Source organism: Amycolatopsis aidingensis (assembly GCF_018885265.1).
Taxonomy (GTDB): domain Bacteria; phylum Actinomycetota; class Actinomycetes; order Mycobacteriales; family Pseudonocardiaceae; genus Amycolatopsis; species Amycolatopsis aidingensis.
Window position 1 is genome coordinate 6,363,594 of sequence record NZ_CP076538.1, and the last position, 20,333, is coordinate 6,383,926.

Here is a 20,333-nt window from a genome sequence, read left to right on the forward strand (position 1 = left end):
GGATCATCACCGCGTTGTTTCATCGCGCCCCGAAGGAGTCGCCGCCGCCTCGCTGACCGGGCGCCCAATCCGTGTCCTGGATGCGCTCGGCAGCGTCGTATCGCTGCCTGTATCGGCGGTGGGCGATCGACCTCCAAGGCTGATCACGAGAGAACCTAAGCAATCAAGGATCTTGAGTGCAGTTCGTTGCCGCGACGCTGATAGCGCGAGGCTGACCAAACTGATGGTAAAGATGCCCAAGATCAAGACCAGTAGCGGAAGTGCCGTCACCAGCACGTCGACCAGCCGCCGCTGCTGAAAGAGGCCATCCACTGTCTCGTCTCCTTGCTGGTGGGATCGGGTCCCGTCGTTGGGATGGTCAAATCTTGACGTGCCGCACAGTCTCGGCGCACCCCAAGGTAGTCGACGCTTTGGCCCGCATATAGATCATCAAGGTTCCTGACCTACTATCAGGCGCTCTGTGTGTAAATGCGGGCCAAAGCGTCGCGGCCAACCGGTCCAACTTGTAGGCTGAGCAGGGTGTCACGCGAGATCGAACGGCTGCAGAGGCGGCGAACCCGCCTGGAACGGCTGCAGAAGCAGCACGAACACGTCTGTGCGCGGCGCCGCATGGTGCACTCAGCCGGGCTGAAGCCGCGGCACATCCTTGTCCGCCGGGAATTTCTGCAAGCCGACGCGACAGGTCACTCACCAATCGCCCGACTGATCACGCCCCGGGGGGTGGCTCTTCAGACCTTCCTCGTCGCGCTGTTCGAGGCCCAATGCATGCACAGGTACGGCACTAACCCTGTCAACAACCGTGTACTGCGTGCGACGGAGCGGGGTGAGATCGGCTGGCTAGACCTCGTCGCCTCCGTCGCGGATGCAGACCCAGCAAACTCGGTCGAACGTACGACTGAACAGGGCAACCTGCTCAGGCAGGTGAAGGCAGCGTTACGCACCCTTGCGGCGGCACATCTAGCACGCCTGGCTGGAGGGACTACGCAGAATGGTCGATTCGAGGCGTTTGAGATCGGCCATGAGTCCGGCGGAGACGATTTCCTCCCCTACACTGTGCCCCGCGTTCGTCTTCCTGGGCTTATCCGCGTTCCAGTTGACTTCTTCCTCAAGGGCTGGGCACATGTCCTTTCGCCTGCTGAAATCGCGACATACCTCATGTTTTCCGACTTAGCTTCACAGTTTCCGAGCCAGCACAAGGAAAATGGAGTCTTCGTCGCGGGCAGTACACGCGAAAGACTGTACGGACTGCGGCGCGACATCTACGAAGCACACCGTTCGCTCACCGACTTTCGCTTGGTCGAACGGCTTCCAGATCCGAAGCGCTGGCCCAACGGGAGGATCCGCAACTACCGGGAACTGACCAATCGCGGTGAAGTAGTTTCCTCACACCGGTTCCGGCTACTGGACTCTGGCTTCAACCGCGATGCCCTACGGGTGGTGAAGAGGGGACTGGAGAACTACAAACGCGCGGGCGAATCGACGGCCGGCCGCGAGGCCGCCAGATAGTCATCCCCATACCAGCGGTAGTTGCTGACCTGGACCGGCTGTCCGAACGTCGGGGCGTGCACCATCTTACCGGCGCCGATGTACAGGCCAACTTATGTGGGTGATCGGTGTCAAGTTGGGTGTTCACGCGCTGGCTCGGTACGTCCGGTGCTGGGGCATCGCGCTACCTGCCGGCAGGGCGAGAACCGTCGTTCGATAAGCCGTGAACGGTTAAGTATAAAGATCGCTCCCAGTTGCGGCCGAAACGATCGAGAGTCTTGACGGTTTCTCGTGTCAGGTGATGCAGTTTCTGTTCTGCGCTCCTGTCATTTCGAACCCTCGAAGAGTGGCGTGAGATCGTCTATCGAGTACTCGCTGGCGAGTGCCCGTGCGTCCCATTCTTCAAATGTAAACTTCTGTCGTCCATCTTCCTCGAAGGGCTGCAATATTGCGAAACTCTTGCCCTCTTGATCGGCGCATAGCATAAGAAATCTGAGAGCGGGTTGTTCAATTCCTCGAACACATACGCTGGGTGACGCATCGTATGCAACTTTGTGGAACAGCTTGGCGTGCGGCTTGGAGTAAAATAGGGGGAAGACGCCATATGACTTATTGCCAGGATGAGGGACTAGGCACCAGGTTCCGGTGGTGCCGCCTTTCTCGAACTCCATCAGTGTCCAGAAAGGTTGACCGACGGCTGAATCGGCAGGAAGCGCGATCGGCGATATCATCGATGCCAGAACGCTGCCAAAATGGGGAAGTTCTCCGCCGTCGTAGTACAACAATCCATGATCTTCGAGGTACTTTTTCGCCGCTGCCTGAAATCCGCCGTTTGAGATGAATATCCCGATTGTGCTGGGCATATCACGAATCTTACCCACAAAAGCGATCACGTCATCTCGCTCGACTGGACGACGAGTGTCTTTGCACTCTATAGCGACTCGATGGTGCACGCCGGCCACATCAAACTCATAGAAGACATCGATATTGTACGGATTTCCCCGATTATCGTAAACTGTTGCTCGTCGGGAAACTGAAATGTTCTTTCCTTGTGCCCCGAGAAGAGTTTGGTATACGAATTGGACGTAATCTTCGAAGATGTCCCCACGTTTCGGCATGCCCAGCCCCTCCTTGTTGAAAACTTAATCCGCCCATTTTTGCCGTATTTTACACGACGGCCAGCGCAAGCGAGTGCCCTCTCAGCTTCTGGCGATTTAGGTGCCCGCTCGACAGTTGTGGGGGCGGTTCAGTAGATGGAGATATGGACGTGATCGTAGTGGCAGCCGGTGAGGTTGGTGGGATTGGGGCAGCCATAGGGGCGGGAGTGGTAGGGCCTCCAGGTGGGGTTGTCGGCGGACCAGTATTGGCCATGCCAGATGAGGTATCGCACGGCGAGGGTGGCTTGGCGGGTGGTGAGCCAGTTCGCGACGCGCCATCCATCGGCGACCGAGGCGGGGTCATGGGGGTTGAACATGATGTCGCAGGCGCGGCCTTTGGGGTGGTCGGAGGTGGGGTTGGCGGGCCGGTGGGCGTAGCAGCCCAGCCCGGTGCCGGTCATGTCGGCGACCTTTAGGGCATGGACGAGGGCGAGGGTGCGGGGTGTGATGGGGCCGTTGCTGGTGGGGTCGGGCATGGTGGCCTGTTGCGGTGGCCAGTCGGTGCGAAGTTGGCCAGGCGCTGCGGCGGGTGTGGTGGTGCGGTATGTCTGGGCTTGGGTGAGGATTTTGTCGACGTACCAGTTGGCGTGGTTGTAGGCGTAGATCGCGGCGCGCAGGTCGCGTCCGTCGCGGGCGCCGTTGTCGCAGAGGTATGCGGCGGCGGCGTGGATGGCGTCGTGGGGGTTGTAGCGGGAGGGTGGGTCGGCTCCGCCGGGCGGTATCGGGTGCTTGCGGACGACGGCGTCGAAGGTGGGCTGGAGGAACTGCATGGGGCCACCGGCCCCGGCGAAGTTCTCACCGCTGTGGACGCCGGGCGCGCGTAGGCGGCCGTGGTCGGTTTCGATCTTGCCGATGGCGGCGAGGATGGACCAGTCCAGGCCGGGGCACACGGGGGCCGCCGCTTGGTAGAGGGCGAGGTAGTCGGCGGGGATGTCGGCAAGTGCTTCCTGGCTGGGCTGGGTGCTGCCGCTGCCGAAGATCGCCTTGACGATGGCTTGGCCAATACCGCCTATGAGGATGGGAACGGCGATGATGGCCGCGACAGCTGCGATGGCGATCTTCATGGTTCACCCCTCGGGAAGCGGCTGGTCGGTGGGCGTGGTGGGAGTGGTGCCGGAGCGGCGAGTTCTGCGGGCGCTTGCTGGCTGGTGGTCGAGGTCGACGGCTGTATCGACGGCTGCGTGGTCTGCGTCGTGTCGGTGTGGGGCCAGAGTTGGGCGAGCTCGACGAGCCGGAGTCGGCCGGGCCGTCGCGCGGATGGGCCAGAGATCGGGAGCCACCGGGCGACGGCGGGGTTGTTCTCACCGGCCACGCCCGCGACGTCCGCAGCGCTGGTGGCCACCGGCACCAACGTGGGACGGTCCAGTTGGGACAGGGCGTCGGTCAGTGCGTGACGTGCGGAGGTTTCACGCCGGTTGGTGGGCAGCCACACGAGGACGGGTGTGGTGATTCCGGTCGTGGTGGCGAGCCTTTCGTAGCCATGGAGCTTGCTCGCGAGCGTGCCGAGGTCCTCGGTGCCGAAGTCGAATTCGAGGAAGAACTCGATCTCGTGGCCGTCTTCGCGCCAGCGGCCGTAGGCATCGGGGCGGGCCATGTCGCCGAAGTGCCGGCCGCAGCGCAGCTCGGACCACCACGCGGTCAGGCGTCCGCGGGCGCAGGGGCGGCGGCTGAGCGCGACGAGGGTGCTGAAGAAGCCGTTGACGCCGACGGTGTGGGCCAGGCGCAGCGAGTGCGCGATGCCGATCGCGTCCTCGTGACGGTAGGCGAGTTTCTTGGGGTCGAGGCCGTCTTCGTAGGCCAGGGCGACCGCTCCGGCGATGTCGAGCACGTAGTGCATCGGCGCGGTGCCGGAGGTCACGAACGGTTGGAACCGGTCGACCACGCGCCACTTGAACAGGTCGAGCAGGCGGTGGTTGGCCGCGCGTGTGGTCGGGAACGCCATCTCGACGAGTTGCTGGGTGGTGAACACCCTGTGCTCGTGCAGCATCCGGACCAGCCACCGGTCCCGGAGGGTGAGTCGCCCGGCGAGGTGGGCGTGGTGCTCCCCGGTGGTGGCTGCCCGTGGCGTGGGGCGTTGGGGCATGTGGCCGCGCAGCGCCCGCTGCGGTGTCGGATTCGTAATCATGATGAGGCACCTCCCAGGTAGCCGGTAGAGCCAGCAGTGGTGTGGTGAGGCAAGGGCGCATGCGGGCCTGCGACGCCGTGTGGTGGCGTGCGTGAGTCCCGCATGCGTTGTGGGTTAACGAAAGTGGCGAGCTAGGCCGCGCGGCGTGGATCCGTAGTGGGCTGCCTGGCTTGGCCCGATGTGTTGTCGATGCTGGTGACGGGCGGGCGGGTGTTGACCCTGGCCGCTTTGCGGATTGTCTTGGCGGGTCCGGGAATCGCGGGCGGCAGTTTCTCGGTGACCGCGGTGAACGGCGGTGCTTCCTCGCCACCCAGGACGAGTCGTGCAGCGACGTGATAGACACCGAGGTTAGACAGGTCGTGATCAGAAAGCTGCGGCATGGTGTGCCGGGCCAGCCGCTTCGCGTCTTCGGGACTGGCGTTAAAGAAGATCTTCGACCGAGCGTTGGTGCTGATGCCCTCTTCGAGCTCGTTCGGTAGCTGTCCGAGGTACTGATGCGCCAAGGTCATCGACAGGCGGTAGCCCCTTGCCTCAGCCAACATGTCTTCGAGTGGATAAGCCAAATTCAGAAAATTGTGGCACTCGTCGACGTACAAGCCGCAGTCACGACGTTGACGCTGCGGGATGCGGGCTCGGCGGGTGGCGGCTTGCCAGGTGCGGGCGACGACGATCGAGCCGACCAGTCGTGCGGTTTCCATGCCCAGGGCGTCGCGGGCGATCCGGACCAGGCAGATGCCGCCGGTGTTGAGCACTTCGTCCATGTCGACGGTGGAGGTGCCGCCTGCGATGGCGGCGCGGACGAAGGGTCGTAGGAGGAAGCCGCGGATTTTGTTCATCAGTGGCGCGGTCACTTGCGCGCGGCTGGCTTCGGAGAGGTCATCGTACCAGGACCAGAAGCCTTTGAGCACGTCGTCGTCGATCTGGCCGCAGGCCCGAGCTCGGAACGCCGGCACCGTGAGCAGTTTGGGCAGATCGACCAAGGTCGGCGTGCCGGGCATCGCGGTCAGGGTGAGCAACCCGGCGCGGAGGATGTCGTCGGTGCGCGGCCCCCACGAGGAGGCGTAGATCCGGGAGAAGATCGACACGAGGTTGTCGACCGCGCGGGCCTTGTCCGCTCCTTCCAAGGGGTTGAGCACGGGCGGGCGGGCGCGTGAGTCGGCGTCGAACAGCACGGCCTTCTCGCCGAGTTCCTCGGGCAAACGCATCAGGATGTCCGAGACGAGGTCGCCTTTCGGGTCGACCACGACCACGCCGCGGCCAGCTTCGGCGTCGGTGAGGATCATCCGGGCCATCAGCTCGGACTTGCCGGAGCCGGTGGCGCCGAGGATGTGCAGGTGGTGGCGGGCGTCGGCGACGTGCAGCCCGACCGGACGAGAGTGCCCGGAGTCCGACAGCCCGAGCGGCTTGATCTGCTCGCCGGTCGTGGCGATGCCCGGCGGGGGCGGCACGGCCTTCGCGCCGGCCCGCTGCAGGCCAGGGGTGGCTTCGTCGATCGGCAGGTGCGCGATCGCGGCCAGCTCCGGGATCGAGAGCAGGTCGCCCTTGTCGAGCCGGCGTTCGGCCAGTACGGCGACCGGGTCGTGGCGCAGCCGGACCCGGTGGTAATAGTTGTATTCGGAGTAGGCGGCGAACGCTGAGGCGATCGCGTGGCTGCGGCCCCGCAGCACCTCCCGTACCGCCTGGACCTCGCCCGAGGTGGCGTCCTTGGGGACGGTGGTGGCCACGGCGTAGCGGATGCGGGTCTCGAACTGGTTGGCACGTAGCTTCTCCACGACCGCGCGGTCTTGGGCGGCGTACTCCAGGCTGGTCTGCCGATCCAGCCCCGACGTCCGTGTGCTGGTGGACGGCTTCGGGGTCTTGCCGGGCGTGAGGACGTCGAGCAGCCGGCCGACCAGGTGGACCGAGCCCCCCGCGTGCACGCGCCGGGCCGCGCGGCGCGCCTTGGTGACCCGGTGGCCGGCGACCGGGCGGGCGAGGATCTGCACGCAGGCTCGTTCGTGCGGGCCGAGCCCGACTGGCGCGCCGAGCATCGCGCGGATCGGGTCAGCCGGATGGTCGGTGCGGATCGGCAGTGCCTCTGAGCGCGCCAGCCGTAGCTCGCCGCCGACCGCTTCGATCTGCCGGCCTGCCGCTGCGGTGGTCGGGATCGGGGGCTTGGCGGGGGTGGTGCGGGTGTGTGCGCCGGGCCAGGCGGCCTCGATCGCGCGCTCGACCATGCCGGGCGGTACGAGGCCGGGCACCCACAGCCGGATCTGCACGCCGTCGTCGGTGAAGGTCAGCTCGAAGGCCAGATGTGGCTGCCCGCCGAAGCGGCGCAGCCACCCCGGCCGCAGCAGGCCAACCAGGTTGGACCACACGGTGATTGCCCCGGACGGGTCGACCGTGGGCGGTGCCAGCACGGTCACCAGCCGAGCATCGGTAGCCAGGCGCTGGTGGTAGCGGCGGCGCCACCGGCGCCGTGCGACGACCGCGGCGGTGACGGCGACCGCGAGCACCGGCCCGACGATCGGGCCCCACGTGAGGGCGAGGTCGCGCAGGTGGGCCAGCAGGTTCTGGAACGCACCGAGCGGGTCGCGCAGGTAGTCGCCCATCGGTGAGGCGAGCACATCCACTGCCGGTTCGGCGTGCGGATGGGCGGCGACGGAAGCAACGGGTACGGCGGTGATCGACAAGGACATTGGGGGACCTCCCCACGGAGACGGCGACAGAGGGCATGGACTGCGGAGGTGGGTCAGGCCGCTCGCGGCTGATCGACCTGGACCTGGATCGGGGCGCGGTCGGTCGCGGCGGGCTGCTGGGCCGAGTCGGGGCGTGTGTTGTCGGCGACCAGGCGCAGATGCCGACGGCCCCGACGGGTGGCGCGTTCGGCGTCGACTTCGGCCTGCCATTCGGAGAACCGGCGACCGGCCAGTCGCTTCAGGTAGGCGGGAATGCGGTTGGCTGGCACCCCGACCAGCCGCGGGCCGAGCACTGCGAGCAGGTCGCTGGCTTCCTGCGAGGCCCACCCCGCTGCGGCGATCGAGTCCTCGTCGGGAAACACATCGGCCACCCGGTCGACAGCGGGATTCAGCGCGGCATCCTGTGTCCCGCCGTAGGAATAGACCCAGAGGAAATTCGGAGGCGGGTCCGGTTCTGTTAGGCGACGAAAGCGGTCGACCTCTTTCGTGTATGCATAGAAGTTGACGTCTGGACGCGCACGGAAGATGCGGAGCCACGCCTGAAGGTACTCGTCGCTGAAGAAATCGCCGCTGTCATGAATTCTGATCCAGGCGCCGTGGAATTTGGCCGCGCCGAGTTCGGCGATCATGGCGGTCTGCCAGCCGTCCAGGTCGTCGAGGACGAACATCAGGTTCGCTTGATGTTTGGCGCGGACGACCGGCCATGTGTAGGTGCCGTGGCGGGCGTAGCACGCCTGGGCGCAGATTCCGGCCGACGGACATGTGTTGTAGGTTCGGCCATCGGCCAGTCGGCCGGCCCACGCGGGCAGCGACCAGTTCCACACGCCGATCTGCTTCATCTCGCTGTTCTGGGTGAGCAGTCGGGTAGGACGACAGACGGTTCCGGAATCAGGATTAATTGCCAACATGACTATCCCCTTTAGTGAAATTCGTCAATGGACAGGTCTAATGCAGGAAAGTGTGGGTCGCGATGCGACTGGGAGGTGTCGAGTTTGCGCTGCGAAGCCGTGTCGCTGTCGGAGACGTTCGAGACTCCGACTTCGTGCGGAGTGGACGGGCGTTGTCAGCGTGATCGAGGCACGTCGTGATCGGAATATTCGTCGGGTGTCAGCGTGATCACAAACTTGAGGCTCCTGGTATCTCGACGGTGTTCCCAGATCTCGATGGCGGCACCAATCGACACCAGGACGACAATGCCGAGATAGACCACAAGGGACTGGATTGGCCAGTGTGCGACAACGGCGATCAGGATGATGAACAGTCCCAGGCGAAGTAGGAGTGCCAGCGCGCGTCGGCCGGATGAAGAATTGCCGTTTATTCGTTGAGATTGCATGATGAACTCCTTGAATAGGCTTATCGATACGGTTACCTTGGTGCGGGTTATCACTTGGTGTCGTTCTATGCGGCGTCGAGTTCGATCTGCGAGGCGCCGTCATCGTCGAACGAGTCCGCGATTCCAGTGGTGTCGTCCGAGCCGAGTTCGACGAAGGAGTTCTCGTTTCCTGACAAGGTGTCGGAATACTCGGCGAGTTCTGCGGGGTTGGACGTGACCAGGTGGTGCTCGACCGGTGAGGCGATGGACTGGAAGGCCACCCGCTGCGTCCCGGTCGACAAGAGACCCTGGCCCCGATCCGCGGAAAGCAGGAACTGTCGCTCGCCCATGGAGAGGTCGAAGGTTCGGGTGATGTCGTCGATCGCCTGCGAGGCTTGCCGTAGCAGGATCTGGGTCGCGGCATTCGCGACCACTGCTTTACCCAGGTCTGAGCCCAGCACGTCGGCGGTGTCTTGGGTGGCCACGGTGAGCCCGGCCCATTGCTTCCGTGAGGCTTTGGCCATGCGGAACAGGAACTCGGCCCCGGCGGGCTCCTTCATGAGCAGCCAGGCTTCGTCGACGACGACCAGCCGTGGCTTGCGGATGGCCGGATGGCTCACCTGCCGCCATACCGCGTCCAGGGTCAGCAGGGTGCCGATGGGCTTGAGTTCGTCGGCGAGATCCCGCAGCGAGAACACGACCAAATGCCCCTCTGGTCGCGTCGTCGTGGGGCCGGAGAACAGCCCGGAGAACGCACCGGTGACGTACGGGTGCAGCCGGGCCGCCAGCTCGACGCCTGCCGTGTCGCCGCTGTCGGCGAGCACCTCGGCGAGGTCGGCCAGCAGCGGCGCTGGGCGCGTCCAGGTCCGCGGGTCTGATGTGATGCCGACGCGCTGGTAGGTCGCGGTGATCGCCCGGTCCAACGCGGCCCGCTCGGTCGCCGCGAGCTCGCTGCCCAATAGCACCGTGATGACGGTGTGCAGGAACAGCGACCGACGGATCAGTGCGTCGCGGGGCGCGGTGCGACGACCGTCGGGGCGGGTGTGGATCGGCAGGTCCATGGGGTTGAGGCGGACCTGCTCGGCGCCGACGTGGACGTAGGTGCCGCCGACTGCGGCGGCCAGCCGGGCGTACTCGTCCTCCGGGTCGATGACATGGATCTCGGTCCCCCGGTACAGCGAGCGCAGCAACTCCAACTTCACCAGGTAGCTCTTGCCCGCGCCGGAGCGGCCGAGGATCACCGAGTTGTGGTTGTCCAGCGCGAACCGGTCGTGGTGGACCAAGCCCTGGCTTCCGACGTTGAAGCCGTAGAGCACGCCGGTTGGCGCGCCCACGGATGTCGGATCGGGTGGGGGCAGGTCCGGCGAGGTGAACGGGAATGCGGCACCCAACGCCGAGGTGTCGAAGGTGCGGCGCATGCCGACCAGGTCCAGGCCCATCGGCAGGCTGGTGATCCAGCCTTGCAGGCTGCGGTAGGTGGTGGGTTTGCAGTCCAGTAGCAGCGACGCCGCCAGCGACCGGATAGCGGCGACTTCGTCACTGAGGGCTTGTTCGGTGGGGGCGTGCACCGTCAGGTACAGGCCGAGCCGGTAGAGCTTGCCTTCGCCGCGGGCGACCCGTGCGGACAGGTCGTAGGCGTCCTCGGTGGCCGCTTCGACGTGCGGGTCGATCAGCCGTCCCTTCTCGCTCGTGTGCCGCCGCCCGGACTCCAGTTTCGACAGCTGCTTCTTGAGCCGGTTCGCTGCGGTGACCGGGTCGATCGGCTCGATGTGCAGGCTGACGTCGACGCGTCCGGGGTAGGTCAGCAGCGGCTGCAACCAACCGGGGTGCACCTCGCGCGGGTAGCCGACAACCGCGAAGCTGGCGACCCATTCGCCTCCGACTTCCAGCGCGCGGGGCCGCACGGAAATGGCGTCCGGGGTGAACGCGCCGGCCCGCCCGAGCGGCGGCTGCGCGACCGGTGTCTTCTGGCCGCGGCGCTTGGCCTTGGTTCTCATCGGCGCTACCTCCTCGCTGGGTTGTCGTAGTCGTCGGCGTCCTCGGCGTCCTCGGCGTCGTCGAAGTCGTCGTCCCAGGCGTCCTCGCCGTCGGGGAACTCGTCGGCGGCAGTGAACACCGAGTGGCCGAACGCGGTGGTGTCCCAGCCTTCGTCCGGTGCGGTGGTGATGACCTCGTCCGCCCCGGCCAGCCACGCGGTCGGCGGGATCAGCGAGTCCGGGTTGCACGCCGCGGCGAGCACCGCGGTGGCCTGCCCGGCATCCAGTGGGGTGACTGTGATCCCGGACGGGGAGAGCAACTCGACCGCCTCGCCGAGCCGCCGCACGAGCCGGGCTTCGGCAGCCCTGCGGGTGGCCTCGTCGACCAAGACGGCCCGCTTGGCGGCCTTGCGTTTCGCGGTCAACGCCGCCAGCGGCGAGGCGCCGCCGAGCCCGTCGGTTGGGCTGCTGGTGAGTAGCGGTTCGCGCAGGATCAGCAGGACCTGGCGGCGCAGCAGGTCGGTGGCGCGGCCGAGCTGGTCGAGGTACTCGGCGTGTTCGCGCGCCGCCTGTTCCAGTGCTGGGTGCGGCAGGCCGCCGGCCTGGTCGCGGAGCTCGGCGATTTGCCCGGACAGGTCCAGTCGCTCGGCGCGGACCAGGACCTGCACCGGCGCGGTGAGCGAGTGCAGGTACCGCCCGAAGGAGGCGACGAGGGACTCTTGTTCGGCCGGGGTGCGGAGCCCGAAGTTGATCGTGGAGCAGACCGCGACTACGGCTACGCCGTCGCGGCCGAGGTCGATGACGCCGGTGTCGGTGACGGCCTCGGCGGGCAGCCGCAGCGCGGCCGGCGACACCGTCGACGCTGCGGTGCCCGCGCTGTTCTTGCCTTTGTCGCTGCCCTTGGAGTTGGTGCTCGCGACGTGGCCCAGCCACTCGGGGGCGGGACGGATGCCTTCCGGCGCGGCTACTCGGTGCTGGGGGCTCATCCGCTGCCGCAGCGCTGCGAGGACCAGCCGATCCAGGGTGATGCCGTCGCGCTGCCCCAGCGCGAGGAACGCGGCGGTCACCCCGATCGGGATGGCGACGATGAGGAACACGGCCAAGGGCACAAGCTCGCTGGTGATCGTGTACGTCCCGTACAGCACGATCCCGGTCACCGCGAGGATGAGCAGCTGACGACCGGTCAGCGGGCCGATTACCCGGTCCTCGCGATCGACGTCGGCGGGAATCCTGACGGGCTGACTCATTTCCCTTCACCTCCTCCTGGGGCGGGTTTCGGTGCCCGGAACATCGGCGGCGGAGCTGACTGCGTGCGCCGGTAGGCGTCGCCGATGCGGGGCTCGGGCTGCGCCTGTCGGAACGTCGGTGCTGCGGGCGGGCCCGTCGGCCTGACCGGTGGGGACGGCTGCGGCGCTGGCGGCGTGGCAGGTCGGAATTGCAGTTGCGGGGGCACCGACGCGGTGCGGATCGGGCGGGCCGGTGGCGGGGTGGCGCCGCGTCGACGCGGCTCCCCGGCGGCTTGGAATCGGGGTGCCGATCCCGGCCGCTGCCCTCGCCGTGGCGTGGGCGTGGCGGGCGTGGGTGCGGAACTGAACTCAGGAGGCATGGCTGGTCCCTGGTTCGCCGGGGTGACGGCGGGGTCGTGGGTGGGGTCTTGCGGTGTGGGCTGCAGGAACTGCGGCGCCTGCGAGGGCAGCCGCGACCGGCGGGCCGCGCGGGTGCGCTCGGCGTCCTGGGCGGCCTGGAGCCGCTTGTTGACCATCTCCGGGGTCGGCGCGAGGCGCGGCTGCGCAGGCCACGGCGGATTCGCCGACGCACCGCCACCGCGGCCACCCCCACCACTGCCCCCGCGGGTCTTCGCGGCACCGGCGGCGCCGGTCTTGCCGAACGCCCCGGTCTTGCCGGCGACCATGCCGAAGGTCTTCGCCGCGATGTACGCACGGACGAGACCGCCGAGGAGCGAGCGCCCCGAGCTGACCTTGACTGCCTTCAGCAACCAGAACGGGATCTTGAACAGGATGAAGAACAGCGCGATGGCGGCGACCAGCGTGCCGAGCGCGGACAGCGTCGAGCCGAACAGATGCACGCCGCCGGACAGGAACGTGCGCACCGCAGTGATCAGCACCAGCGCCTGGGCCACCTGGATGCCGAGCACCGCCACGAGCGCCTTCCACCACCAGCGGGCTAGCGGGTCGGTGTGCGGCAGCGCGTGGAACATCAGGAACAGCGGCCCGCTGATGATCAAGACGAGGGTGATGACGATCCGGACCACGTAGACGACCAGGAGGCCCAGGCCCAGTACCACGAGCACGAGGCCGACGAGGATGATGAACAGCCCGCCGGTGGCGATGCCCGCAACCGCCTCCTCCAGGGTGCTGCCCAGCGAGGGCGCGTTCACCCCGTTGCCGAGGATGCCCAGGGTCAGGCCGTTGGCCAGTCGGATGAGCTTGTCGGCGAAGAACAGCGACAGCGCCGAGGCCACGAATGCGATCGGGATCCGAGGGCCGATCTCCTTGATCGAGTAGCGCCCCTGCAGGCTCTCGTGCCCCATCACGACGATGCCGCCGAGGAGGATGAGCAGGCCGTAGGCGGCGACCACGATCTCCCACGAGTTGTTCCACAACTCACCGATGCCGGGCAGGTCGCTGATCGTCGGCGTGGACAGCGCGGTGTGCCCGATCAGATCCAGGATCGGTGAGAGGGCGGCGTCGACGACGCTACGGAACGCCGAGTTGATGGCCTCGGTGATGCAGGCGCCGATGTCGGTGATGCCGCAGTCCGAGTCGTCCTCGCCGCTGCCGGTGCCGGGCTCCTGCGGGTCGGTGTTCGGCGGCGGTGTGGTCGGCTGCGGGATGCAGTCCTCACCGGTGCACGGCGTGGTCGGCGCTGGCGACGACGGCTGGGCAGGCGTGGTTGGTGCTGGGGGCGCCGGTAGGGGCGGTGTGGGAGCCGGAGCACAGGGGATCGGCCGCGGATCAGGGCCTGAGCAAGGGTCGGGTTGCGGTGTGGTCGGCTGCGCCGAGGCGCTCACCGTGAGGAGGAGGCCGGCCAGGAGCACGACGATGCTCAGCGCCAGCATCAAGCCCGCGCGCCAGCGCCGCGACCGACCGGTCGGCGGCCGGTCGGCGCTGGCGCCGGAGGCCGAGGAGAGCATCGCTCGGTCCGCGGCGGCAGCAGTCTCGACCCGGCCGCCGGACCGGCGGTGCGGGCGAACCGTGGGCGGAGTGCTGACGGCCATCGGTCAGGCCCCCACGATCCCTTTGAGGACCTCCACGACCAGCGGCGCCAGCGCCGCCAGCCCATAGCCCCACCCAGCGGACTTGAACGCGGTCTTCGCCTTCTCGACCTCGCCGGGATCGCCGCCGCCCATCACGTAGCGAACCCCGCCGATGGACAGGAACACCGTCGCGAGACCCGCGAGGATGCCCATGATCCAGTTGCGGACGTTGTTCAGCACGGTGGTCACCGAGTCCGCGAGCGCGAGCACTACGACATCGGCGTGGGCCGTGGCCGTCGTTGTCGACGCGGTCAGCGCGAGTGCCAGAGCCGCGATCTCGACGACCAGCAGGGACCGGCGCGCACGCCTCGCTCCGGACTTGCGGCCGAACGCAGTCATCGGAGCGCTGGAAGGTACGTGGCGGGTGGACTCCGGTGGCACACACGGCGTCGCCGAGGGGGCCGGGGACTGTGACGGGGACTGCGGGCGGCCGTCGGGGCGGGTGCGGCGGGGCTGAACCGCGGCGGTCGGGAAACGAGCAATCAGGCGCATTGGGGCACCTCCAGAGGTCGGGCGGAACGCGGGTGTCCCCCGCAGCCCTGAACTCCGGATTTCGGGCCCGTTTTGGACATGCGACCCTGAACTTTTTGCGCCGAATCGACCTCGACGGGCGACACGGACAGTGACGAACGAGCGGCGTCCCGGACTGGCGCGGGCGCCTGCGCCAAGGCCAGCGAGGTGACGACCTGGTCGGTCAGTGGATCGGTCGGGTCGTCGGAGACGGCGCCGTCACGCAGGTAGGCGACCAACCGGAGCTCGGCACGTTTGCGCGCCTTGTAGACCGCCCACTCGCCGGTCTGATGCCAGGCCGCCCAGTCAGCGACGGGCACCTCTTCCAACCGGGTCGCGCCGATCAGCGCAGCCTCGGTCGGGGTCAGGACTCCGTCCGCCACAGCGCGGGCGAGGACCAGATCCGGATGCCCCCACGGCGGGTGCGGCGGGGTGGATCGGAAGCCCGGCGCGACTGGAGTCGGACCCGCGAGCGCTTCCTCCAGAGCCTGATAGCCGGACCGGTACGCCTCCCATCGCAGCCGCAGCATGATCCGCGGCGGACGCAGGTCGACGGTCGACAACGCGGCCAGGAAGCCGCGCACCACCTCGGCGTGCACGTCGGCCGGATCGCCGGCGAACCGGTCGGTCAAGGTGGCCGCGACAGAGGTCAGCGCGGGCAGCGCAACCCCGACCGCGGCGACCGTCCAGGTCGCTCCTTCAGTACGGGAGCGCAGCACCAGATGCGCCCACACCGCGTCCCGCGTCGCCTGGGGGCAGCGGCGAGCCAGCAGCTGGTCGCGGACCTCGTCCAGCGGGATGTGCCGGGCGGGCAATCCGGGAAACAACCGGCCGTTCAGTGACAGCGGATCCGGTCCGGTCACCAGCCAGGTAAACGTATCCCGCGCGACGTCCAACGAGTTCGGAACAGCGTCGTCATCACCGCGACGAAAAACGGATTGTGCAGCCATGTCGTGACTCCCACGGCGTCGATGCGAACAACAACGACGCCAGGAAGCCACGGCGGCTACTACGGAAATACTACGTCATTACTAGATCACTACTAGAATGATCGTCGCTGAGCTACTACGTCACTACTACGCCCCTCGCAGGCCAGTCTCGTCAAGATCGACTTTCGATCTCCCGGCGCAGGGTGGCTTGATCGGACTTAGTAGCGTTTGAACTGCTGTTCTAGTAGTGATCTAGTAATGACGTAGTAGCCCTCCAGGCCCTCCGTGGTCGCCATCCCGAGCAGGGGCTTCAAGATCAATAGTAGATCGCGGGGAAAATCTTGAAAAATCCGCCGGTGGCCGGCCCGGGACTGCCCCGGAGAGGCTCACAGTGCCTGCGCAAGGCACGGTTTCCCCGTCCCCAAAGAATGCACAATCAAGGGTATTTCCACGAGCGCGTGTCGGTAGCCCCGGCAAGGTTGGGTCAACGAATTTTCGGAGGCGTGTCCAAAAACGGGCCAAAAAACGGAGTTCAGGGGTGTCAGAACGCACAGCACCCACCCGTCGGAGGAGACCCAACATGACCCCGACCCACGGCTCCGGCTCACCAGGAGACCGCTCCCCGGAGCACAACCAGCCCGACCCGACCACGCCCGTGCCGCTGCCACGGACCCCGCGGACCGAGCGCCTGCGCGCCCTACGTCTCGCGCTTGGCCACCCCCGACCGCCGCGCCCGAGCACCGTCTGGCCCTGCGCCGGGGACGACCTTCACAAGGGCACCGGCGTGATCGCCAACTGGCTGCTGACCGCGGTCATCAAGATCGTCACCACCTACACCCAACCCGGCCAGCGCGTCCTGCTGCTCGCCCCCTCACCGTTCGGCGGATCGCCGCGCTCCCACCCGCCGGCCACAGTCCGGACCAGGCTCCAGCACGGCCCGTATGACGGCCTGCTCGAAGCCGGCTGGACCGTGGTCCGACTCGGCCGCGGCATCCAGACCCAGACCGCCGGAGCACCCCCCGAAGCTGACACTGACCACCCCACCGACCACCTCGTCAACCCGACCGTCGAGTCCGCGTCCGGACCCCGACCGCACCCCGACAGTCCGGACCCCGACGACCACGCCCGGCCATCCCCGACCGGCCGTCCCGGTCCGGACCGGCGGCCGACCGGACAGGGTCCGGACCGCTTCGCCCTGATCATCACCGCCGCCGAGCCACCGACCCTGGACTGGCTCCGGCCGACCGACTGGGCCAACGCCCTCACCCCGACCGGCGCCCTCACCATCATCACCCATAGTGACCACTCGCGAGGTCGGCTCGGCGACCCGGCCGGGCCGGTGGTGACCGCCGCGCACCACGCCGGACTGCGCTACCACGACCGCATCGCACTGCTGCGCGTCCCCGTCCGCAACGGCGCACTCGCCGACAGCCCCGTCGATGCCGGTGGCCCGTCCCGGCCCCCACACGGACCCCTGACGGCCCCCGTCCGGCACACCCAGGCGCACGACGACCTCCTCGTGTTCACGCGGCACGAACAGGCCCCGAGCGGCGCCGTCGGCGGCGAGGAGACCTCCGATGACTAACCATCCGACGGGGCCCTGGCCGCTCCCCCTGCCGCCGGGGGAGGAGCCGCCGATGCCGCCGCTGTCGGTCTGGCCGACCGGCCAGCGCGACCCGGCCGCGCAGCTGCGCGAGGCCGGCTGTGTGCCCGGCACCGAGACCGACATCGACCTGATCCCGCCCGCCATCGCCGCCCACGCGATCGCCACCTACACCCACCCCGGCGACCTCGTCCTCGACCCCGACTGCGGGGCTGGCACCGTCCTCGTCGAGGCACTGCGCGCAGGCCGCCACACGCTCGGGTTGACCGCCCGCCACCGGTGGTGGACCCTCGCCCGCGCCAACATCACCGCCACCAAGGCGGCAGGCGCCTGGCGCGACGGGTCGGTCCTCGACGCCCGCCCGACGCTGCTGGCCACCATCCGCGCCGCCGGTCTCGTCGGCCGTGTCGGGCTCGTCCTGACCGCCCTGCGCACGCCGACCGGAGACGACGCACTCGGTCCGGACCACGACTCCAGCTCGGCGTTCGATGAGCAGCTGTCCGCGACGGTGCGCTACTGCGAACCGCTGTTGCGCTCAGGTGGGCACCTCGTGGTCGTCGCCCACCCCCGCCGGCACCCGGACGGCGCACTGGCCGACCTGGCCACTCGCCTGATCACCGCCGGGGCGTCCGCCGGTCTGGTGCCCGTCGAGCGGTGCCTCGCGTTGACCGCGGCCCTGCGCGGCAGGCGGCTGATCACCCGCGCGTCGTTCGCCGAACGCCGGGCCGCCGCTCGCGCTAAGGGAGCACCCATCGCGCTCACCGCACATCGCGAAGTGCTCGTCTTCGAACTCGCTCACGACGCCGAACTGGCCGCTGCGGCAGCCGGCACCTCCTGGCCGGACGACGCGGTCGCGGCGCCGCGACAACGCACCATCGGAGCCGCTTACCGACCGGACGGGAGGCGAGCCGCATGACCACCCGCCTGTATTGCCGCGAGTGCGGCTGGCACCCCGTGTTCCGAGGCAAGCGCACCGCGCTGCGCGCCGCCGCCCGGCACCACTGCGCCACCACACCGCTGGCCGATACCACCCCGCGGCGGTGGTCCTGGTCCCGGCTGTGGACGTACCTGTTCGGTACCTCGCCGACCGCGGCGGAAAACGTCACCGAGGACGCCACGAGCGGCGACCGGGCGACCGACGCCGCCGAGTTCGTCGACACCTACGGCAGCCGCATCCAGTGGGCCGTGCTCGCCGCGCACCACGCCGAGACCACCCGCCGGGCCCGAGCGGCGATGGTCGAACTCGTCCGCGCTGGCTACCAGATCGGGTCCCCGCCCTACGGCTACCGAGCCCTGCGCATCCGCGTCACAGACCCGACCGGACACAGCAAGCTCCGCGCCGTCCTCGTCCCGGACTGGCAGACCGCCGCGGTCGTCAAGCAGATCTTCGCCTGGCGCGCCGACCACGGGCTCGGGTTCGCCGCCATCGCGGCGCGGCTCAACAGCAACCCACGCCAATATCCGCCTCCAGCCCGGTCGGGACGGTGGAACGCGCAGGCCGTGCGGCGCGTCGTCACGAACCCCAAGTACCTCGGCCGGCAGGTGTGGGCGCGTACCGTCGCCGGTCGCCCGGCCCCGGTCGAGCAGTGGGTCACCTCCGCGCCGAGGGTGCACGAGCCCCTCGTTGACGAGCGCACCTTTCGTCAAGCCCAGCCAGGGCACCCGATCGGGGGAGGCAACCATGGCCTCCCAGCGTGACCTCCGCCGGCATTCCGGTGCCGAGCGTGAACTGGTGATCGGCTCCCTATGCACCGGATACGGTGGACTGGATCTCGGCGTGCTCGCCGCGCTCGACGGCGGACGCACCGCATGGGTCGCCGATCCCGACCCCCACATTCGCGCCGTCCTCGCCACCCGGATGTCCGGCGTACCGAACCTGGGCGACATCACCACCGTCGACTGGAACCAGGTCGAACCCGTTGACGTGCTCACCGCCGGGTTTCCATGTCAAGACATCAGCGCAGCCGGCCGCGGCGCCGGTATCAGGAAAGGAACTCGCAGTGGAATCTGGCACCAAGTCGTCGCGGCCGTTCGCCATCTACGACCGGCGATGCTCGTCGTGGAGAACGTCGCCGCACTCCGCTGGCGCAAGGGCGGCCTCGACGTCGTACTCGGCGACCTGGCCGAAGTCGGGTATGACGCGCACTGGACAAGCGTTCGAGCGTCCGACATCGGCGCGCCTCACCGGAGGGAGCGCGTTTTCCTCCTCGCCTATCCGGCCGGAACCCGCTTCACCGCATGGCCTACCGACCCCGCTGGCACGGGACTGGAAGCCAGCGAGCCCGGCGGATCCTGGGCGGCAGGCACGTCACGGGACCAATCTACCCACCGCCGTCTCGGAGCTGTTGCCGACCCCGCAGGCGCGAGACGACACCCGAATGGGGTGCTCACCGGCCTCTCGGAAAGCGCGGGGGCATCAGGTGAACCTGCCCGACGCGGTGACGACGTTCCTGCCAACCCCGGCGAGCAGCAATCCCAACGACGGCGAGGGCCCAACCGACTGGCTAGCGCGGCGCGCCCGGCACCAGGCCCGGAAGATCAACGGCAATGGGATGGGGATGCCACTGTCGATCGCGGTTCGGTTGCTGCCGACTCCTCGGGCCAGCGACACCGGCACTCCGGGTCGGCGAGCGGGCACGGGATTCCGTCCGCCACTGTCGCAGGAGGTGCTGCCGCTGTTCCCGACTCCTCGCGGAACAGAAGGTACGAAAGGCAGCCCGAACCAGCACGGCTCGAAGGGCGATTTGACCTTGTCCTCGGCGGTGGTCCGGCTGCGGGCGACGGCCCGAGCCGGAGTCAGCCGCAACAGCCAGGCCGCCGTGAAGATCTACGGCTCCGGGCCGGGAGCGCAGCACGCGGTCGAGATCGCCGTGGAGCCTCCTCCCACAGAACAAGTGGCATAGGCCAAGACTCCACCAGCACACCAGCCAGTGTCGACTGGGGCACCTATGAAGCGGCCATCCGGCGCTGGGAGGCCGTTCTCGGCGTGGCCGCTCCGCATCCGACCGAACCGAACAGAAACGGCCGCGCCCGGCTATCCCCGGCCTTCGTCGAGTGGTTGATGGGCCTCAGCGCCGGCTGGGTGACCGACGTTGAGATTCCCCGCACTGCCCAGTTGAGAGCTCTCGGAAACGGGGTCGTTCCACAACAGGCGGCGTTCGCCGTCCACCTGATGCTCGCCGACCTCCTCGCCCTTGACGCCGAACATCGGGAAGGGTCACGAGCGGCATGACAACTCAGCCACCATCGACTGCGGAGTCTCGTGAAACCGGAAGCCGGAT

Annotated in this window: 17 protein-coding genes; 5 read left to right on the forward strand and 12 right to left on the reverse strand. The window is 68.0% G+C overall.

Annotated features, from left to right (window positions below; all coding sequences use genetic code 11):
* Positions 1-6 precede the first annotated feature (6 nt).
* Positions 7-312 (reverse strand): hypothetical protein, encoded by a 306-nt coding sequence (locus KOI47_RS28945; RefSeq protein ID WP_216209776.1) that lies wholly within the window; start codon positions 310-312, stop codon positions 7-9.
* A gap of 207 nt (positions 313-519) precedes the next feature.
* Between KOI47_RS28945 and KOI47_RS28950 the strand changes: the two genes are divergently transcribed.
* Positions 520-1,506, forward strand: a complete 987-nt coding sequence (locus KOI47_RS28950) for a hypothetical protein (protein ID WP_216209778.1) — start codon at positions 520-522, stop codon at positions 1,504-1,506.
* 305 nt (positions 1,507-1,811) lie between these two features.
* Here KOI47_RS28950 and KOI47_RS28955 read toward each other — a convergent pair whose 3' ends face one another.
* The 11 genes from KOI47_RS28955 to KOI47_RS29005 form a co-directional block, all read right to left on the reverse strand.
* Positions 1,812-2,603, reverse strand: coding sequence for a restriction endonuclease (locus tag KOI47_RS28955; protein ID WP_216209780.1), 792 nt, complete (start codon positions 2,601-2,603; stop codon positions 1,812-1,814).
* Positions 2,604-2,731: 128 nt separating this feature from the next.
* Positions 2,732-3,706, reverse strand: coding sequence for a lytic transglycosylase domain-containing protein (locus KOI47_RS35975; protein ID WP_232376330.1), 975 nt, complete (start codon positions 3,704-3,706; stop codon positions 2,732-2,734).
* A complete protein-coding gene (locus KOI47_RS28965) occupies positions 3,703-4,767 on the reverse strand; it encodes a replication-relaxation family protein (RefSeq protein ID WP_216209783.1) in 1,065 nt (354 codons plus the stop codon). The genes KOI47_RS35975 and KOI47_RS28965 overlap by 4 nt, the downstream gene beginning before the upstream one ends.
* 131 nt (positions 4,768-4,898) lie before the next feature.
* Positions 4,899-7,445, reverse strand: coding sequence for a helicase HerA domain-containing protein (locus tag KOI47_RS28970; protein ID WP_216209785.1), 2,547 nt, complete (start codon positions 7,443-7,445; stop codon positions 4,899-4,901).
* A 53-nt stretch (positions 7,446-7,498) separates the two neighbouring features.
* Positions 7,499-8,353 carry a GP88 family protein gene (locus tag KOI47_RS28975; protein WP_269756672.1) on the reverse strand — a complete coding sequence of 285 codons (855 nt, stop codon included), beginning with the start codon at positions 8,351-8,353 and terminating at the stop codon, positions 7,499-7,501.
* Positions 8,354-8,508: 155 nt separating this feature from the next.
* Complete coding sequence (locus KOI47_RS28980; protein WP_216209786.1) at positions 8,509-8,778, reverse strand: hypothetical protein; 270 nt, start codon at positions 8,776-8,778, stop codon at positions 8,509-8,511.
* Positions 8,779-8,843: 65 nt separating this feature from the next.
* Positions 8,844-10,754: a VirB4 family type IV secretion system protein gene (locus KOI47_RS28985; RefSeq protein ID WP_216209788.1), complete on the reverse strand. Its 1,911-nt coding sequence runs from the start codon at positions 10,752-10,754 to the stop codon at positions 8,844-8,846.
* A 5-nt stretch (positions 10,755-10,759) separates the two neighbouring features.
* The gene (locus KOI47_RS28990; RefSeq protein ID WP_216209790.1) at positions 10,760-11,980 is read right to left on the reverse strand and encodes a PrgI family protein; all 1,221 of its coding nucleotides are present in this window, start codon (positions 11,978-11,980) and stop codon (positions 10,760-10,762) included.
* Positions 11,977-13,887, reverse strand: a complete 1,911-nt coding sequence (locus KOI47_RS28995) for a hypothetical protein (protein ID WP_232376332.1) — start codon at positions 13,885-13,887, stop codon at positions 11,977-11,979. The genes KOI47_RS28990 and KOI47_RS28995 overlap by 4 nt, the downstream gene beginning before the upstream one ends.
* A gap of 87 nt (positions 13,888-13,974) precedes the next feature.
* Positions 13,975-14,349 carry a pilin gene (locus tag KOI47_RS29000; RefSeq protein WP_216209795.1) on the reverse strand — a complete coding sequence of 125 codons (375 nt, stop codon included), beginning with the start codon at positions 14,347-14,349 and terminating at the stop codon, positions 13,975-13,977.
* Positions 14,350-14,492: 143 nt separating this feature from the next.
* Positions 14,493-15,470 carry a hypothetical protein gene (locus KOI47_RS29005; RefSeq protein ID WP_216209797.1) on the reverse strand — a complete coding sequence of 326 codons (978 nt, stop codon included), beginning with the start codon at positions 15,468-15,470 and terminating at the stop codon, positions 14,493-14,495.
* Between the two features lie 559 nt (positions 15,471-16,029).
* Between KOI47_RS29005 and KOI47_RS29010 the strand changes: the two genes are divergently transcribed.
* The 4 genes from KOI47_RS29010 to KOI47_RS29025 are packed head-to-tail and all read left to right on the forward strand — an operon-like array spanning position 16,030 to position 20,284.
* A complete protein-coding gene (locus KOI47_RS29010; RefSeq protein WP_216209799.1) occupies positions 16,030-17,034 on the forward strand; it encodes a hypothetical protein in 1,005 nt (334 codons plus the stop codon).
* Positions 17,027-17,968 carry a DNA methyltransferase gene (locus tag KOI47_RS29015; RefSeq protein ID WP_216209801.1) on the forward strand — a complete coding sequence of 314 codons (942 nt, stop codon included), beginning with the start codon at positions 17,027-17,029 and terminating at the stop codon, positions 17,966-17,968. Before KOI47_RS29010 ends, KOI47_RS29015 begins: the two co-directional genes overlap by 8 nt.
* Positions 17,965-18,750: a recombinase family protein gene (locus tag KOI47_RS29020; protein WP_216209803.1), complete on the forward strand. Its 786-nt coding sequence runs from the start codon at positions 17,965-17,967 to the stop codon at positions 18,748-18,750. Before KOI47_RS29015 ends, KOI47_RS29020 begins: the two co-directional genes overlap by 4 nt.
* Positions 18,734-20,284, forward strand: a complete 1,551-nt coding sequence (locus tag KOI47_RS29025) for a DNA cytosine methyltransferase (RefSeq protein WP_216209805.1) — start codon at positions 18,734-18,736, stop codon at positions 20,282-20,284. Before KOI47_RS29020 ends, KOI47_RS29025 begins: the two co-directional genes overlap by 17 nt.
* Positions 20,285-20,333 lie beyond the last annotated feature (49 nt).

Excerpts from the sequence above, each read along its gene's own strand:
- KOI47_RS28955 (WP_216209780.1), bottom strand. The coding sequence starts at position 2,603 with ATGCCGAAACGTGGGGACATCTTCGAAGATTACGTCCAATTCGTATAC.
- KOI47_RS35975 (WP_232376330.1), bottom strand. The coding sequence starts at position 3,706 with ATGAAGATCGCCATCGCAGCTGTCGCGGCCATCATCGCCGTTCCCATC.
- KOI47_RS28965 (WP_216209783.1), bottom strand. The coding sequence starts at position 4,767 with ATGATTACGAATCCGACACCGCAGCGGGCGCTGCGCGGCCACATGCCC.
- KOI47_RS28970 (WP_216209785.1), bottom strand. The coding sequence starts at position 7,445 with ATGTCCTTGTCGATCACCGCCGTACCCGTTGCTTCCGTCGCCGCCCAT.
- KOI47_RS28975 (WP_269756672.1), bottom strand. The coding sequence starts at position 8,353 with ATGTTGGCAATTAATCCTGATTCCGGAACCGTCTGTCGTCCTACCCGA.
- KOI47_RS28980 (WP_216209786.1), bottom strand. The coding sequence starts at position 8,778 with ATGCAATCTCAACGAATAAACGGCAATTCTTCATCCGGCCGACGCGCG.
- KOI47_RS28985 (WP_216209788.1), bottom strand. The coding sequence starts at position 10,754 with ATGAGAACCAAGGCCAAGCGCCGCGGCCAGAAGACACCGGTCGCGCAG.
- KOI47_RS28990 (WP_216209790.1), bottom strand. The coding sequence starts at position 11,980 with ATGAGTCAGCCCGTCAGGATTCCCGCCGACGTCGATCGCGAGGACCGG.
- KOI47_RS28995 (WP_232376332.1), bottom strand. The coding sequence starts at position 13,887 with ATGCTCTCCTCGGCCTCCGGCGCCAGCGCCGACCGGCCGCCGACCGGT.
- KOI47_RS29000 (WP_216209795.1), bottom strand. The coding sequence starts at position 14,349 with ATGACTGCGTTCGGCCGCAAGTCCGGAGCGAGGCGTGCGCGCCGGTCC.
- KOI47_RS29005 (WP_216209797.1), bottom strand. The coding sequence starts at position 15,470 with ATGGCTGCACAATCCGTTTTTCGTCGCGGTGATGACGACGCTGTTCCG.
- KOI47_RS29010 (WP_216209799.1), top strand. The coding sequence starts at position 16,030 with ATGACCCCGACCCACGGCTCCGGCTCACCAGGAGACCGCTCCCCGGAG.
- KOI47_RS29015 (WP_216209801.1), top strand. The coding sequence starts at position 17,027 with ATGACTAACCATCCGACGGGGCCCTGGCCGCTCCCCCTGCCGCCGGGG.
- KOI47_RS29020 (WP_216209803.1), top strand. The coding sequence starts at position 17,965 with ATGACCACCCGCCTGTATTGCCGCGAGTGCGGCTGGCACCCCGTGTTC.
- KOI47_RS29025 (WP_216209805.1), top strand. The coding sequence starts at position 18,734 with ATGGCCTCCCAGCGTGACCTCCGCCGGCATTCCGGTGCCGAGCGTGAA.